This window comes from Streptomyces xiamenensis, assembly GCF_000993785.3.
Lineage (GTDB): Bacteria > Actinomycetota > Actinomycetes > Streptomycetales > Streptomycetaceae > Streptomyces > Streptomyces xiamenensis.
Map to the genome: position 1 here is coordinate 3013688 of NZ_CP009922.3, position 14459 is coordinate 3028146.

A 14459-nucleotide genomic window follows, 5' to 3' on the forward strand; every position below is an offset into this window, starting at 1 on the left:
TCACTCCTCCCACTGGAGGCGGGCCACCGCGTCCAGGATCCGGGCGGTGTCCGGCAGATGGTGCCGTTCCAGCAGCGGCGGTGGGTACGGGATGTCGTGGCCGGTGACCCGCAGCACCGGCGCGGCCAGGTGATGGAAGCACCGTTCCGTGATCCGGGCCGCGATCTCGGCGCCCGGCCCCGCGAAACCGGTCGCCTCGTGCACCACGACCGCCCGCCCCGTACGCCGTACCTCCGCGCACACCGTCGCGTCGTCGAACGGGACCAGGGTGCGCAGATCGACCACGCCCAGGTCCCAGCCCCGGGCGCGGGCCTCCTCCGCCGCCGCCAGGCACAGCGGCAGCGAGGGACCGTAGGTGATGAGGGTGGCCGAGGTACCGGGGCGGCGCACCACGGCCCGCCCCAGCGGCGGCACCTGCGGCGGCGCGTCCAGATCGACCGCGTCCTTGGACCAGTACATCCGCTTCGGTTCCAGGAACACCACCGGATCGTCGGAGGCGATGGCCTGCCGCAGCAGCCCGTACGCGTCGGCGACCGTCGCCGGCGTGACCACGTGCAGCCCCGGAGTGGCCATGTAGTACGCCTCGGAGGAGTCGCTGTGGTGTTCCACGCCACCGATGCCGCCGCCGTACGGGATGCGGATCGTCAGCGGCATCGGCATCGCGCCACGCGTCCGGTTGCGCATCCGGGCGACGTGCGAGACCAGTTGCTCGAACGCCGGATAGGCGAACGCGTCGAACTGCATCTCGACCACCGGCCGCAGCCCGTACATCGCCATGCCGGTGGCGGTGCCCAGGATGCCGGCCTCGGCCAGCGGCGTATCGGCGCACCGATCGGCCCCGAACTCCGCCGCCAGGCCGTCCGTGACGCGGAAGACCCCGCCCAGCGTGCCGATGTCCTCGCCCAGCAGGTGCACCGAGGGGTCCTCGGCGAGCGCGTCGCGCAGCGCGCGGCGCAGCGCCTCCGCCAGGGTGGCCGAACGGGCTTCGGTGATCGTCATCGGGTCCTCGTCTCCTGCCGCAGCCGCGCCGCCTGTTCGGTGAGCTGGGTGGTCGGCCGCGCGTAGACGTGGGCGAAGAGCTCGTCGGGGTTCAGCACCGGTTCGGCGTTCAGGCGCTCGCGCATCCCGGCCGCCATCTCCTCGGCGGCGTCCCGGGCAGCCTGTTCGTGTTCCTCGCTCAGCAGCCCGTGTCGGCGCAGCGCGTCGGTGAGCAGCGGCAGCGGATCGTGCTCGCGCCAGGCGGCGACCTCCGCGTCCTCCCGGTAGCGGGTGGCGTCGTCGGCGTTGGTGTGCGCCTCCAGCCGGTAGGTCAGCGCCTCGACCAGGGTCGGCCCGCCACCCGCGCGGGCCCGCCCCACGGCCTCGGCCAGCACCTCGTACACGGCGGGTGCGTCGTTGCCGTCCACCAGCCGCCCCGGCATGCCGTAGCCGACGGCCTTGTGGGCGATGGTCGGGGCGGCGGTCTGCCGGGCGAGGGGTACGGAGATGGCGAAGCCGTTGTTCTGGACCAGGAACACCACCGGTGCCTGCCAGACGGCGGCGAAGTTCAGCGCCTCGTGGAAGTCGCCCTCGGAGGTGCCGCCGTCGCCCACCAGCGCCAGGGCGACCACGTCGTCGCCCTTGAGGCGGGCGGCGTGGGCGAGGCCGACCGCGTGCGGCAGTTGGGTGGCCAGCGGGGTGGCCAGCGGGGCGATACGGTGCGCGTGCGGCCGGTAGCCGGTGTGCCAGTCGCCGCGCAGCAGTCCGAGCGCGGCGACCGGGTCCAGGCCGCGGGCGACGGTGGCGAGGGTGTCGCGGTAGCTGGGGAACAGCCAGTCCTGTTCGGCCAGTACCAGCGCGGCGGCGATCTGGCACGCCTCCTGGCCGGTGGAGGAGGGGTAGACGGCGAGCCTGCCCTGCCGGGTGAGGGCGGTGGCCTGCTGGTTGTAGCGGCGGCCCAGGACGAGTTGGCGGTGGAGTGCGCGCCACAGCCCGGGGTCGGCGTCGGGCCGTTCGCGGGGGGTGCCGAGGACGTGGTACGGCTCGGTCTCCGGAAGCAGCGGCGCCGGGTCGGTGCGGGGGCCGCGCCGCCAGGGGGGCGGGGGTCCTGCGGCGGCGTCGCCGGTGGTGGCCGGTTCGGTGGCAGTCGGTCCGGTGGGTGACGACGTCTGTGGTTCGTGCAGCACGGTCATGGGTCCGCGCCTCCCCTCTCGCGTCTCCTGCTCCATCTCCCTACCGATTGTTCGGTTGATGAGGCAGGTTGGCCAGAGCCGGTCGGGCGCTGTGGACTGCTGGCCCCGATTGGCGTGCTATGGGTGCAGTACGTCCAGAAAGGGGAGGCCGCTCCATATGCCGGAGGACCAGATGACTTCGAACCCCGCCAGACCCCTCGACGCCATTGACAGCGCGATCCTGCTGCACCTGCGGGCGGACGGGCGGGCCTCGGTCCGTGAGGTCGCCCAGCGGGTGCACATCTCCCGGGCGAACGCGTACGCCCGCATCAACCGGATGCTGGAGAACGGGGTGATCCGGGGCTTCACGGCCCGCGTCGACCAGGAGCGGGCCGGGCAGGGGGCTGCGGCGTACATCACGCTGAAGATCGTCCAGGACAGCTGGCGCACGGTACGGGCCCGCCTGGAGCGGTTGCCGGGCGCCGCGCACATCGCGCTGGTCAGCGGGGACTTCGATGTGCTGCTGCTGGTGCACACGCGGGACAACCGGGAGTTGCGGGAGCTGGTGCTGACCCGCATCCAGGCCATTCCGGAGGTGATCAGCACCCGCACGCTGCTGGTGTTCGAAGAAACGGATCTGCTGCCCGAACGGCGCCCGGTGCGGCAGGTGGAGAAGACACCGCCCGAACGCCGGTGAGTTTGCGCCCGGTGCCGGGTCCGCCCTGTGAGAGAACGAGATCTCAGCGTCCGTACCCGCACCGCACACGTCTCAGGAGAGCATGATGGGCACCCCGGTCACGTTGCACACCTTCCTCAGTCTCGACGGCGTCATGCAGGCGCCCGGCGGCCCCGACGAGGACACCAGCGGCGGCTTTCCGCACGGCGGCTGGACGTTCCCGTACGCGGACGAGCAGTTCGGCGAAGTGGTCGCGAACTGGTTCCGGGCGGGCGAGGGCTATCTGCTGGGGCGGCGCACCTACGACATCTTCGCCTCGTACTGGCCGAACGTTCCCGATCCGGAGGAGCCTCCGGTGGCGCAGATGCTCAACAGCCTGCCCAAGTACGTGGCCTCCCGGACCCCCGAGCTGCGCCTGGAGTGGCGGAACTCGGCGCAGCTGGGCGCGGACGTGGTGGCGGAGGTGGCCACGCTGAAGCAGCGCGAGCCACAGCGTCCGGGCGGGGAGCTCCAGATTCACGGCAGCGGCGACTTCGCGCAGACCCTGCACGGGGCCGGGCTGATCGACGAGTACCGGCTGTTCATCTACCCGGTGGTGCTGGGCACCGGCAAGCGCCTCTTCCCGGAGGGCTCCACTCCGACGGCGATGAAGCTGGTCAACTCCACGGTGACGGCCAGCGGCATCACGATCCAGACCTACCGCCCGGCCGGCAAGCCGACCTACGGCTCCTTCGCCGCCGACGCGTAGGCGGCGGCCACCGGCCACCGGCTGCCGGGGCGGGCGCGGGCCGGCCCGGGTCAGTACGCGTGGTGCTGGACCGGGCACTTGCCTTCGCTGCGGGCCCTGGCGTCGTCGTCCAGGTAGAAGTTCGGGAGCATTTCCGCCTCGTCGTAGTAGCGGTGGAAGACGGGCGTGATTCCGCCGGAGATCGGGGGGACGATCCAGCTCCAGTCGGCGGGGACGATGCGGCCCTGTTCCTCCTCCCGCGCCAGGTGGGTGAGGAAGCGCTGGGACTCGGTGTGGTGGTCGGAGACCTTGACGCCGGCGGCCGCGAAGGAGTGCAGGACGGCGATGTTGAGTTCGACCAGGGCGCGGTCGCGCCACAGCGTGGTCTCGCTGCTGGTGTCCAGGTTGAGGAGCCGGGCGATGACCGGCAGGAGGTTGTAGCGGTCGGCGTCCACGAGGTTGCGGGCGCCGATCTCGGTGCCCAGGTACCAGCCGTTGAAGGGCGCCATCGGGTAGTTGACGCCGCCGATGGACAGCCGCATGTGGGAGATCGCGGGGACCGCGTGCCAGCGCAGTCCCATGCGGGTGATCTGCGGGTAGGCGGGGTGCTCGATCGGCACCTCCAGCACCAGCTCGCGCGGCACGTCGAACAGTTGGGGCTTGTCGCCGGGCACCTGGATGACCAGCGGCAGGACGTCGAACCAGCCGCCGGGCGCCTGCCAGCCGAGCTGGCGCACCTTCTCGGTGAACTCGACGTGCGCCGGGTCGCCGATGACGGTGCCGTCGGGGCGGCGGTAGCCGGCGTACCGGATCAGCTGGCTGTTCCAGACCCGGGGGGCCTCGCGGTACGGGGTCTCGGGCGCGAAGATCGATATGACCGGGCGGATGCGGCCCTCGTTGGTGGCCACCCGCAGGTGGTCGCACAGGTGGGTGTGGATCTCCTCGGGGGTCTGCGCGGTGCGCCGGTCCAGCACGCGCAGGCTCTTCCAGTACAGGCGGCCGATGCAGCGGCTGGAGTTGCGCCAGGCGACCCGGGCGCCGAAGGTCAGCTCGTCGGTGGTGTGCCGGTACGAGCCGGTGTGTTCGATGTGTTCGCGCACCTGGTGCAGCCGCAGGGTGAGGGGGAGCGGCTGGTCGGGGTGTTCGGAGTAGAAGAGGCGGATGAAGTCCTGCGCCTCGTCCCAGTCGGCCTGGGCCGGCGGGCTCGTGTCCTGCGCCGGTTCCCGCGCGGGCGGCGGTGTCGGGGCCTGGGCCCGGGTGGGTGCCGGTCCGTGCACCCGTGGCCGCGTCGCCGGCGGCTGCGCGGGTGCCTTGGCCGGTCCCGTGGCCTGCGCCGGCGCCTGTCCCGGCGCTTTCCCCGGTGCCTGGTCCGGGTGGTGCGCGGTGAGCGCGCGTCCAATGAGACGGTCGTTGTTCATGGGCTCCCCGGGGTAAGCGTGCTTGGCGCGCGCGGCTCGGACAACGCCCCCGTCAATAAAGTGGTTGGCCGATAACAGTAGTTGATGTGTGGCACATGCCGGACCGCTTTGCCCACGGCAGGTGGGCGCGCGGGCTCAGCGGTGCAGCCGCAGCCCTGCGAAAGCGGTGCTCACCACGGCGTCCACCACGGCCTCGTCCACCACGCCCAGCGCGTCCTGGTCCTCCTCGGACGGCGGCCGGTACCACTCCGCCACCGAGTTGATCATCCCGAACAGCAGCCGCGCGGCCAGCCGTACGTCCACTTCGGGCCGCAGATCCCCCTCCGCCGCCGCCTGCCGCAGCAGCGCCGCCACCCGCTGGTCGAACTCCCGCCGCCGCGCCAGCGCCCAGCGCTCGGTGTCCGTGTTGCCGCGCACCCGCAGCAGCAGCGTCACGTACGGCAGCCGCCGCATCAGGACGGCGGTGGTGCGGCGCGTCACGTACTCCAGGCGGTCGATGGCCCGGCCCTGCCGGGCGCCGGGCTCCTCCAGCACGGCGGCGAGCCCGTCCAGCGCGTGGCTGACGGCGCGCCGCAGCAGCTCCTCCTTGCTGCGCACATGGTGGTAGATGGAGGATTTGGAGATCCCGGCGGCCTGCGAGAGGTGTTCCATCGAGGTGCCGTCGTAGCCGCGCTCGTTGAACACCGCGACCGCGACCTCCAGCAAGGTCTCCGGCGTGTACGTGGCTCTCGCGCTCACTGGGCGCTCTCCCTCTTCCTCTTCACGCTTCCGCGGTCTTGCCCGACCGATCGTTCGGTAGCAGTATCGTGCATGTCCGACGCACTCGACCCTGACTGCCGCCGACGAGGAGTTGGTCCCGGCCATGACATCTTCGCAGCGCCATCGCGCCACGCTGGACACGGCACTTGAGACTATCCGGACCCGTTCGTACTGGTCCCCGTACCCCGAACACCCCAAGGCGTACGGCGACGGGACGGCGGGCGCCGCCGCCTTCGCCGCGCTGCGCGAACGCGGCCGCTTCGAAGCCCCCGGCCAGCCCGGCACCGACGACTGGGTGGGCACCGAGGTCTCCCCGTACGGCTTCCCCCTCGGCATCAGCTACCCGCACCCCGACCCCGACATCCTGCTGCCCGCGATGCTCGACGCCGTACCCGCCTGGCGCGACGCCGGCCCCGAACAGCGCGCGCTGACCTGCCTGGAGATCCTCGACCGGATCAGCGCCCGCACCCCCGAGTTCGCCCAGGCCGTCATGCACACCACCGGCCAGGCGTACGTCATGGCCCTCCAGGCCGGCGGCCCGCACGCCCAGGACCGAGGGCTCGAAGCGATCGCGCACGCCTACCAGGAACAGACCCGCACGCCGGAGCGCGCGCCGTGGGCCAAGGACCAGGGACGGCGCGGCACGCTGCGCCTCACCAACGACTTCACCCCCGTACCGGTGGGCGTCTCCCTCCTCATCGGCTGCAACACCTTCCCCACCTGGAACGGCCTCCCCGGCTTCTTCGCCTCCCTCGCCACCGGCAACCCGGTGCTCGTCAAGCCGCACCCGCGCGCCGTCCTGCCGCTCGCGCTCACCGTACGGATCGCCCGCGAGACGCTCGCCGAGGCCGGCTTCGACCCCAACCTCGTGGCGCTCGCGGCCGAACGGGACGGCGAGGGCAGCGCCAAGACGCTCGCGCTGCGCCCCGAGGTGGCGCTCATCGACTACACCGGCTCCACCGCGTTCGGCGACTGGCTGGAGGAGAACGCCGTCCAGGCACGCGTGTTCACCGAGAAGGCGGGCGTGAACACCGTCGTCATCGACTCCACCGACGACTACCGCGGCCTGCTCGCCAACCTCGCCTTCTCGCTCTCCCTCTACAGCGGCCAGATGTGCACCACCCCGCAGAACCTGCTGATCCCGGCCGCCGGCATCACCACCGAGAACGACGGACACCGCACCTACGACGAGGTCGTCGCCGATCTGGCCGCCGCCGTGGACCGGCTGCTGGGGGACGACACCCGCGCCGCGGGACTGCTCGGCGCCATCGTCAACCAGGGTGTCCTGGACCGGCTGGAGAGCGCCGCCGCGCTCGGCGAGGTCGCCCTGCCCTCCCGCACCGTCAAACACCCCGAACACCCCGAGGCGACCATCCGCACCCCGCTGCTGGTCAAGTGCACCGAACCGGTGGAGGCCGAGTACTTCGGTCCCATCGCCTTCGCCGTCGCCACCGCCTCCACCACCGAATCCCTGGCCGTCCTGCGCCGCACCATCCGCACCCACGGCGCCATGACCGTCTCCGGCTACACCACCTCCCCCGACGTCGAACGCGCACTGGTCGGCGTCTGCCTCGACGAACGCGCGCAACTCTCCCTCAACCTCACCGGCGACCTCTTCGTCAACCAGACCGCGGCCTTCGCCGACCTGCACGGCTCCGGCGGCAACCCGGCCGCCAACGCCGCCCTGGTGGACGCCGCCTTCGTCACCCCCAGGTTCCGTACGGTGCAGGTGCGCCGGCCCGGCTGATCCGGGGTCTGGATAATCCGGGGTATGGCCCCCTCCCACAGCGTGGCGGTGCTCGCCCTGGAAGGGGTCGTGCCCTCCGACCTGTCGAACCCCGTCGACACCTTCAGCTGGGCGCGGCTCCCGGACGGCAGCCCCGCCTACCGGGTACGGGTGTGCGGTACGGCCCCGGGCGCGGAGATCGCGGCCGGGCCGTTCACCGTCCGGGTGGCGCACGGACTTGAGGCGCTGGCCGACGCCGACACGGTGATCCTCAGCGGCGTCGACGATCCGCCCGACCCGCTGCCGCCGGGGGTACGGGACGCGGTGCGCGCCGCGTACGACCGGGGCGCGCGGGTCGCCTCGATCTGCACCGGCGCGTTCTTGCTGGCGGCCACCGGGCTGCTCGACGGGCAGCGGGCCACCACCCACTGGATGGGCACCGCGCTGCTGGCCGCCCGCTACCCGGCGATCACCGTCGACCCCGACGTGCTCTACGTCGACAACGGCCGCACACTCACCTCCGCCGGGGCCTCCGCCGGCCTCGACCTGTGCCTGCACATGATCCGGGGCGACCACGGAGCGGCGGTCGCCGCCAATGTGGCCCGCGCGGCCGTCAGCCCGCTGGAACGGGACGGCGGCCAGGCCCAGTTCATCAACCACGAGCCGCCCGCCCCGGACGGCTCCTCGCTGGAACCGCTGCTGGCCTGGCTGCGCGAGAACGCGCACCGCGACCTGACCCTGGCCGCCATCGCCGGGCACGCCGCGCTGTCGGTGCGCACCCTCAACCGGAGGTTCCGCGAACAGACCGGCACCACCCCGATGCGCTGGCTGCACCGCGTCCGCATCCGGCACGCCCAGGCCCTGCTGGAGACCACCGACCGGCCCGTCGAACGGATCGCGGTAGACGTCGGCTGTGGCTCGCCGACCTCCTTCCGGGACGGCTTCACCCGCGTGGTCGGCGTCAGCCCCCGCGCCTACCGCAGGGCCTTCCGCGCGAAGGTCTAGTGGGCCTGCGGGACGCTTCCGCCGTCCTGGGCTCCCTCCTGCCCACCGCCGCATACAGGGGGGCGGTGCATCTGCCGGAGGACGCCAGGCCGGTGTCCGCCGCCGTCCGGACCAGGCCCGGCGTGCTCACCGTGGGACAGATCTTTGGGGTCGGCCGGCAGCGGGAGGCATGTCGGGGACTGTGAAGGACTGATCACACGCCCGTAGTGGACCCCGGCCGCACGATCATCAGCACCACGACCACGGCCCACAGCAGGTTGAAGACGCCCACCGTCATACCGAGCCGCCTGCTCTCCTGGAGCGCCGTGTCCCCCCGCGGTGCCAGCAGCCGTGCCTGTACCGGCAGTACCCGTCCCAGCAGCACGGCCGCAGCCCCGGCGGTCAGCACCATCGAGACGACCAGCCAGGTGTCCGTGAGCACCCCCAGCCCGATGGCGGTGGCCACCCCGAAGACCGGCACGACGATGCCGACCGCCGCGTACCCCCGGCAGATCCGGTGCAGCAGCCCGAGCGCGGCGGCCGTCCGCTGATCGTCCGGGTCGGCCACCGCCTTGCGGACGTACGGGGGAACATGCTGGCCGCGACGGTCACCGGACCGATCGCGATGATGGCCGCCAGCACATGGACACTCAGCAGAAACTTGTTCACCACCCGACGCTATGAACCGGGCCGCGAGGGCAACACGCCCCGCGCTGCCACCTTCCGCCGGATTCCCGCCAGCGGCCCGCCTACTTGGCCTTGTCCTCCGCCAGGGTGTGGGCGACGAGGGCGTTGGCGTGCCCGTGCCCCAGGCCGTGCTCGGCCTTGAGCCAGGAGACCAGTTCCCCGTGCTTGGCCAGGGGCGAAGCGCGCAGAAGCGTCTTCCACTCGGCGATCGGCCTGCCGTACGTCTTCTCGATCGACGGGAAATAACTCGCGGGGCCCTTCACACTGTCAGCCATACCCGCAGCATCGCAGCCACCACTGACAGCGCCGCGAGGGCTGAGAGCCCGGCCGCCCATGGACGCGTTCGGGAGCCGGCCATCGGGGACGCGCACCGGTGGTCAGGGGCTGCCGTACTCCTTGAGCACGGCGACCAGCGCGCGCCCCTCCGGAGCGCGGCGGCGCAACAGTGTCGCGGCAGTGGTGTGCAGATGCTGCCAGGAGTACGGACGGCCCACCGCGTCGGCGTCCGGGGCCGTGGCGACCGCCAGGTCCAGGGCGGCCGCCGCTTCGCCCTGCCGGGCGAGGCAGGCGGCGAGGCAGGAGCGGTACCAGGCGCGGTCCCGGCGGTAGTCGGCGGGCAGGCCGGTGAGCCCGGTGGTGAGCCGTTCGATCGCCCGGGGCCAGTCGCCCAGATGCATGTCGGCCATGCCGCGTTGCAGGGTGAACCACGTCTCGTCGTAGAAGTACATCCACGGGGGTTCGTCCTCGGGCCGCAGGGCCGCCCGGCCGATCAGCTCCTGGGCCTCGTCCAGCAGCCGGTGGGCGGCCGACGCGTCACCGCCCAGCGCGTGACCCCGGGCCGCCATCTGGGCCGCCATGCCCCGCACGCCCGGCGAGGCGCCGGGGGCCGACCACCGGGCGGCCTCCGCGAGCCGTACGCAGCGCCCCGGCCGGTGCTTGGACCAGGCCATGTGGGCCTTCATGCTGAGCGTCGTGGCGGCCAGGCCCGCCTCTCCCGCCTCCAGCGCCCACTCGTGGGAGCGGTCGTACCAGGCGAGCGCGGCGGCGGTGTTGTCCTGGTCGTGCGTCATCCAGGCCATGAACTGTGCGTGCTCGGCCGCCAGCCGGACCACGCGGCGCCCCAGGGGGCCACGCGCCCCCGCGTGCAGATCCACGACCGTGGACAGTTGCTGGCTCATCACTGACATCAGGGGGCGCGAGCCGATGGTGTCCTCGGCGCGGCGGTGTTCGGCCAGCAGCCGGTCGAGCCAGTCGAGCGTCGGGGCGTCAACCCGCCGCCCCTCGCGCACCGTTCCGGTGATGCGCTCCAACAGGTCGGCGTCGGGGGCGGCGCCGCCGAGGGCAAGAGACGCGACGGGGGGTGATGGTGCCGATGAGGGTCCGTCCGGCCCGGCGAGCAGGGCGTTCGGCATCCCGAGCCCGGCGGCGATCCGCTGCCGCACCTCGGCGGAGGTGACGGCGCGTCGCCCGCGCTCGATGGCGGAGACATCGGGCTGGGCCAGGCCGGTCCGTTCGCCGATCCGGGTCTGGCTCAGGCCGGTGAGCGACCGGTAGGTCCGCAGGACCGCGCCCCAGTCGCCCTCCCGGGCGGCGGCCGACAGCCGTGGGTGAGACCACAGATCCGGAGTGTCACCAGTGCCCATGCGCCGACTATAGGGCCGTCCTATAGGGAGTTGGGATGGGTTTGCCCGGCTCTTCCGCGCAAGGCTTCTCCCCCTGCGGAAGGAGACCGTCCGGATGAGTGGCGAGCGGCAGCGGCCGGAGAAGGAACCGGAGATCGGTTCGGTGGTGCGGGACACGGTCCGCGACCTGACCGGCCGGGTGATGGATCACCAGGTGGGGTGGGTGTGGTTGCGGCCCGAGGGTGGGGGGCGGGAGTGGTGCGTGCTGCCCGAGGACGTGGAGGCGCTGTGAGGCGGCTCGTGGTGGCCGGGGCCGCCTGGGTGCTGGCGGAGCAGACGGGGGAGGGCGTGCCCCGGGGGATCTTCCGGACCGTGTGCCTGACCTGCGGCGCGGAGTCGGGGGTGGTGCGGGACGAGTCGGTGGGGGTGGAGCGCTGGGCGCTGACGCACACGGGTGCGGTGCCGGGGCACCGGGTGTTCCGGCTGGTGAGTGAGTGGTTTCTGCGGGTGGATCCGGGGCCGGGCAACCCGCTGCTGGAGCTGGAACGGGAGGTGGGGGAGTGACGCGGGCGGATGCGGGGGTGTGCCGGGTCTGCCGGGGGCGGCTGGAGGAGGACGGTGCCCTCGATCCGTACGCGGCTCATCCGACCGCCGGTGGCCTGCTGTTCCTCGGCGGGGTGGCCTGTGCCGCGGGCCTGGCCGGGCTCATCGGGCTGGTCGTGGGCCTGGCGGCTCCTCCGGGGTGAGGGTGGCAGCGTACCGGGCCGCCGTCGCCGTTCGCCGCCACGCGTGATGCGTGGCGGCGCCGCGCGGGTTCAGTGCGGCGCGGCGTCCGGGCCGTGGTGCGGCCCGCGCTCGGGCCCGGCCCCGCCCGTTGCCGGGGCCGAGGTGAGCAGCCAGTGGTAGAGGGTCATGGCGACGCTGGTGGCCAGGTTGTAGCTGGAGACCTCGGGCCGCATCGGCAGCGCGATGAGGTGGGTGGCGCGGGCCCGGGTCGCGGCGGACAGGCCGTGGCGTTCGGAGCCGAAGGCGAGCAGCGCGTCGGGCGGGATGGGGGTGGTGAGGGTACGGATGTCCGCGCCGTCCGGGTCGAGCGCGTAGAGCGGGCCGGGAGGCAGCTGGGCCGGGCCGTCGCGGTGGGCGACGGGGAGCGCGTAGTGCAGGCCGGCGGCGGCGCGTACGACGTTGGGGTGCCAGGGGTCGGTGGTGCCGGTGGTGATGACGCCGGCGGCGCCGCTGCCGGCGGCGAGGCGGATGACGGCGCCGATGTTGCCCAGGTGGCGGGGGTTGTCGAGGACGACGGTGGGGGCGGTGCGTCCGGTGTCGGGCAGGTGCTGGGCGGGGCGCAGCGCGCGGGCGGCCACACCGGTGGGGTGCGGGCGCGGGGAGAGGGCCGCCAGTTGCGGCGCGGGTACCTCGGTCAGCAGCGCGTCCAGGCGGTCGGTGAGGTCGGGGGCGAGCTGCCCGGCCAGGGTGAGGGCGGCGGCCTTGTCGGTGGTCAGCGCCTCGGTGATGTGCGCGCCGAAGCGCAGGGCGTGCTTGAGCGCGTGGAAGCCGTCCAGCAGGACGGTCCCGCTCGGCAGTTCCGTCCCGCTCACGGTTTGTCCGCCCAGGCGGGGGTGTCGCGCGGGGCCTGCGGCGGGATCGGGAGCTGGGACGGTACGGATCCGGGCGCGGCCCCGGCGGGCGCCGCCGTGCCGGTGGGTGCCGCTCCCCCGCCCGGTCGGGGTCGGCGCAGCAGCCGGTCCCGTACCCGGCCGGTGCGCGAGCCCAGCCACAGCAGGAACGCGGTGGGCAGGAACACGGCGTCCATCGCGATCATCGCGAGGGAGAAGAACGGCAGCCCCATCAGCACCGCGATGCCGATGTGCTCGCCGATCATCAGGAACAGCAGGACGTTCTTCGCGCGCCGGTTCAGCAGCGCGAACAGGAACGCGATCTGCACGAAGACGGTGCCGTACGAGAGCGCCATCACCACCAGTCCGCTGTTGCTGAGCAGGTCGGTCAGCATGGGCCACGGGGTGAAGTAGTCGAGCTGCATCGGGTAGTAGACGGCGGTGCCGTCCTGCCAGCGCGAGCCCTGGATCTTGTACCAGCCGGCCGTCGCGTAGATCAGGCAGACCTGGAACATGATGATGAGCAGGGTCGCGTTGTGGGTGAGGTTGCCGAGGATGTCGGCGACCGTGCGCGGCTCACCGGCCGGCGCGTACCGCTCCAGCAGCCACCAGCCCGCGAACACCAGCCACAGGCCGGTCAGGAACAGCGACCAGACGGGGCTGGTCAGGTTGCCGCTCACCAGGGAGGCCAGCAGGGCGGCGCCGGTCACCGACCACACGACGATGTCGGCGCGGTCGGTGCGGCCGGGCCGTGCGCGGCGGCGGGCGTCCAGTGACCACACCTGGGCGCAGCGGGTCAGCACCAGGTACATGGCCATGAGGTGGATGACGTTGTCGCCGCCGTCGCCCATGAAGATGGAGCGGTTCTGGAGGGACAGCACGCCGAGCATGAACAGCACGCTCATCAGCCGGGTGCGCCAGCCGAGCAGCATGCCGATGCTGGCGGCGATGGCGGCGTGGTAGACGAACTCGAACCACAGGGTGGAGTCGGACCACATCAGCACGGTGAAGGCGCCGTTGTCGGCGAGCAGGCGCTGCGCCATGTCCCAGCCCCACGGGCTGTCGGGGCCGTACAGCTCGGAGCGGTGGGGCCATTCGCGCAGCAGGAAGATGAGCCAGGTGGCGGCGAACCCGATCCGTACGATGGCCGTCTGGTACGGGCCCAGGGCGCGGCGGGTGATGTGGCCGATCCCCCGGCCGAGCGAGGCGTCGAACTTTTTTCCGAGTCCGGCGAAGGGGGAGGGTGGGGGTTCGGAGGCAGGTGTGCCCGGCGTGTTCGGGGTGCCCGAGGCGTCCGGCGTACGGGGGGTGCTCGGTGTGCTCACTGGGTGTTCCCCCCGCCTGGCAGGTCCTCGGCGCGGACCGTGCGCCACTCCAGCTCCTGGTAGCCGGTGGTGGTGTCGATGTTCTCCTCGCTCCAGGCGGGCGCCGGGACGCGGGTGGTGGCCGAGCGCAGCTGGATGCGTTCCACGGTGTCGAGGTCGTAGCCGAGGTTCTCGCTCAGCCGCAGCAGCGCGATGCGGTTGACGTACTGCTCGGACAGCTCGCCGCGCAGGCCGCGCGGGGCGCCGTCCTCGTCGTGCGAGGAGACGTAGAAGTCCCAGGCCCGGCGCAGTTCGTTCTGGGCGGTGTGGCTGGGCAGGGGCTGGTGCCGGATGTGGGCGACGTCGATGGCCGTGAGATCCATCCAGTCGGTGGTCTCGATGCTGCCGTCGGCGGGGTCGGTGAGTTCGGCGCGGACCTCGACGGCGACGTTGCGCTGGAGGGGGTTGGGAGCGAACAGCTTCCAGTTCTGTTCGAACTCCGGATAGATGTAGCCGCGGATGGCCGGTCCGTGATCCTTGGTGATCGTGTTGGACGGGGCCACGAAGAGGAACGCGGCGAACGCGTGCCAGGCGGCGAAGACCGCGAGGCCCCCGATGCCCAGCGCGATGGTCAGCCGGGCGGGCAGCGACAGGCTGCCGAGCCGTACGGTCGCGGTGTCCCGCGGCGCCGTCCCACCCCGGGCCGGTCCTGACTGATCGGCTTGATCGTTCTGATCGGTTGGCACCATGCTCCGCCGGCTCCCCCAGACTGCACATGCTTGACCCGAGC

Annotated in this window: 16 protein-coding genes and 1 pseudogene; 7 read left to right on the forward strand and 10 right to left on the reverse strand. The window is 72.5% G+C overall.

Annotation, left to right across the window (positions count from 1 at the left end; all coding sequences use genetic code 11):
* Positions 1-999, reverse strand: coding sequence for an alpha-ketoacid dehydrogenase subunit beta (locus tag SXIM_RS13765; protein WP_030732833.1), 999 nt, complete (start codon positions 997-999; stop codon positions 1-3).
* Positions 996-2171, reverse strand: coding sequence for a pyruvate dehydrogenase (acetyl-transferring) E1 component subunit alpha (pdhA, locus tag SXIM_RS13770; RefSeq protein ID WP_078635514.1), 1176 nt, complete (start codon positions 2169-2171; stop codon positions 996-998). Before pdhA ends, SXIM_RS13765 begins: the two co-directional genes overlap by 4 nt.
* 157 nt (positions 2172-2328) lie before the next feature.
* Here pdhA and SXIM_RS13775 point away from each other — a divergent pair, with 157 nt between their 5' ends.
* Positions 2329-2847, forward strand: coding sequence for an Lrp/AsnC family transcriptional regulator (locus SXIM_RS13775; protein ID WP_030732838.1), 519 nt, complete (start codon positions 2329-2331; stop codon positions 2845-2847).
* Between the two features lie 82 nt (positions 2848-2929).
* Positions 2930-3574: a dihydrofolate reductase family protein gene (locus SXIM_RS13780; protein WP_030732841.1), complete on the forward strand. Its 645-nt coding sequence runs from the start codon at positions 2930-2932 to the stop codon at positions 3572-3574.
* Positions 3575-3624: 50 nt separating this feature from the next.
* On the opposite strand, the gene SXIM_RS13785 is transcribed toward SXIM_RS13780, so the two are convergent.
* Together SXIM_RS13785 and SXIM_RS13790 are read right to left on the reverse strand one after the other, a co-directional pair.
* The gene (locus tag SXIM_RS13785) at positions 3625-4971 is read right to left on the reverse strand and encodes a nitric oxide synthase oxygenase (protein WP_078846916.1); all 1347 of its coding nucleotides are present in this window, start codon (positions 4969-4971) and stop codon (positions 3625-3627) included.
* Between the two features lie 135 nt (positions 4972-5106).
* The gene (locus SXIM_RS13790) at positions 5107-5709 is read right to left on the reverse strand and encodes a TetR/AcrR family transcriptional regulator (RefSeq protein ID WP_030732847.1); all 603 of its coding nucleotides are present in this window, start codon (positions 5707-5709) and stop codon (positions 5107-5109) included.
* A 124-nt stretch (positions 5710-5833) separates the two neighbouring features.
* Between SXIM_RS13790 and paaN the strand changes: the two genes are divergently transcribed.
* Together paaN and SXIM_RS13800 are read left to right on the forward strand one after the other, a co-directional pair.
* On the forward strand, positions 5834-7477 hold the full coding sequence (gene paaN, locus SXIM_RS13795; protein WP_046724179.1) for a phenylacetic acid degradation protein PaaN: 1644 nt from the start codon (positions 5834-5836) through the stop codon (positions 7475-7477).
* A 24-nt stretch (positions 7478-7501) separates the two neighbouring features.
* Entirely contained in the window at positions 7502-8461 is a 960-nt protein-coding gene (locus SXIM_RS13800; protein ID WP_046724180.1) for a GlxA family transcriptional regulator, read from the forward strand.
* Between the two features lie 193 nt (positions 8462-8654).
* On the opposite strand, the pseudogene SXIM_RS13805 reads toward SXIM_RS13800, so the two are convergent.
* The 3 genes and pseudogenes from SXIM_RS13805 to SXIM_RS13815 all read right to left on the reverse strand — a co-directional run bounded on the left by SXIM_RS13805 (position 8655) and on the right by SXIM_RS13815 (position 10770).
* Positions 8655-9109, reverse strand: a pseudogene (locus SXIM_RS13805) (hypothetical protein).
* 80 nt (positions 9110-9189) lie between these two features.
* Positions 9190-9402, reverse strand: coding sequence for a DUF4287 domain-containing protein (locus tag SXIM_RS13810; protein WP_046724182.1), 213 nt, complete (start codon positions 9400-9402; stop codon positions 9190-9192).
* A gap of 102 nt (positions 9403-9504) precedes the next feature.
* Complete coding sequence (locus tag SXIM_RS13815; RefSeq protein ID WP_046724184.1) at positions 9505-10770, reverse strand: helix-turn-helix domain-containing protein; 1266 nt, start codon at positions 10768-10770, stop codon at positions 9505-9507.
* A gap of 94 nt (positions 10771-10864) precedes the next feature.
* Between SXIM_RS13815 and SXIM_RS27425 the strand changes: the two genes are divergently transcribed.
* Genes SXIM_RS27425 through SXIM_RS13825 form a run of 3 tightly spaced genes read left to right on the forward strand, consistent with a single transcriptional unit; the run spans position 10865 to position 11495 of the window.
* A complete protein-coding gene (locus SXIM_RS27425) occupies positions 10865-11041 on the forward strand; it encodes a hypothetical protein (RefSeq protein ID WP_168222767.1) in 177 nt (58 codons plus the stop codon).
* A complete protein-coding gene (locus SXIM_RS13820; RefSeq protein ID WP_046724185.1) occupies positions 11038-11313 on the forward strand; it encodes a DUF7848 domain-containing protein in 276 nt (91 codons plus the stop codon). The genes SXIM_RS27425 and SXIM_RS13820 overlap by 4 nt, the downstream gene beginning before the upstream one ends.
* The gene (locus SXIM_RS13825) at positions 11310-11495 is read left to right on the forward strand and encodes a hypothetical protein (RefSeq protein ID WP_030732861.1); all 186 of its coding nucleotides are present in this window, start codon (positions 11310-11312) and stop codon (positions 11493-11495) included. The genes SXIM_RS13820 and SXIM_RS13825 overlap by 4 nt, the downstream gene beginning before the upstream one ends.
* Positions 11496-11564: 69 nt before the next feature.
* On the opposite strand, the gene SXIM_RS13830 is transcribed toward SXIM_RS13825, so the two are convergent.
* From SXIM_RS13830 to SXIM_RS13840, 3 genes are read right to left on the reverse strand one after another with little or no spacing between them, the layout of a single operon-like run.
* A complete protein-coding gene (locus SXIM_RS13830; protein ID WP_046725650.1) occupies positions 11565-12362 on the reverse strand; it encodes a TrmH family RNA methyltransferase in 798 nt (265 codons plus the stop codon).
* Entirely contained in the window at positions 12344-13690 is a 1347-nt protein-coding gene (locus SXIM_RS13835) for an HTTM domain-containing protein (protein ID WP_107047015.1), read from the reverse strand. Before SXIM_RS13835 ends, SXIM_RS13830 begins: the two co-directional genes overlap by 19 nt.
* Positions 13687-14418 (reverse strand): DUF5819 family protein, encoded by a 732-nt coding sequence (locus SXIM_RS13840; protein ID WP_030732868.1) that lies wholly within the window; start codon positions 14416-14418, stop codon positions 13687-13689. Before SXIM_RS13840 ends, SXIM_RS13835 begins: the two co-directional genes overlap by 4 nt.
* Positions 14419-14459: the final 41 nt, after the last annotated feature.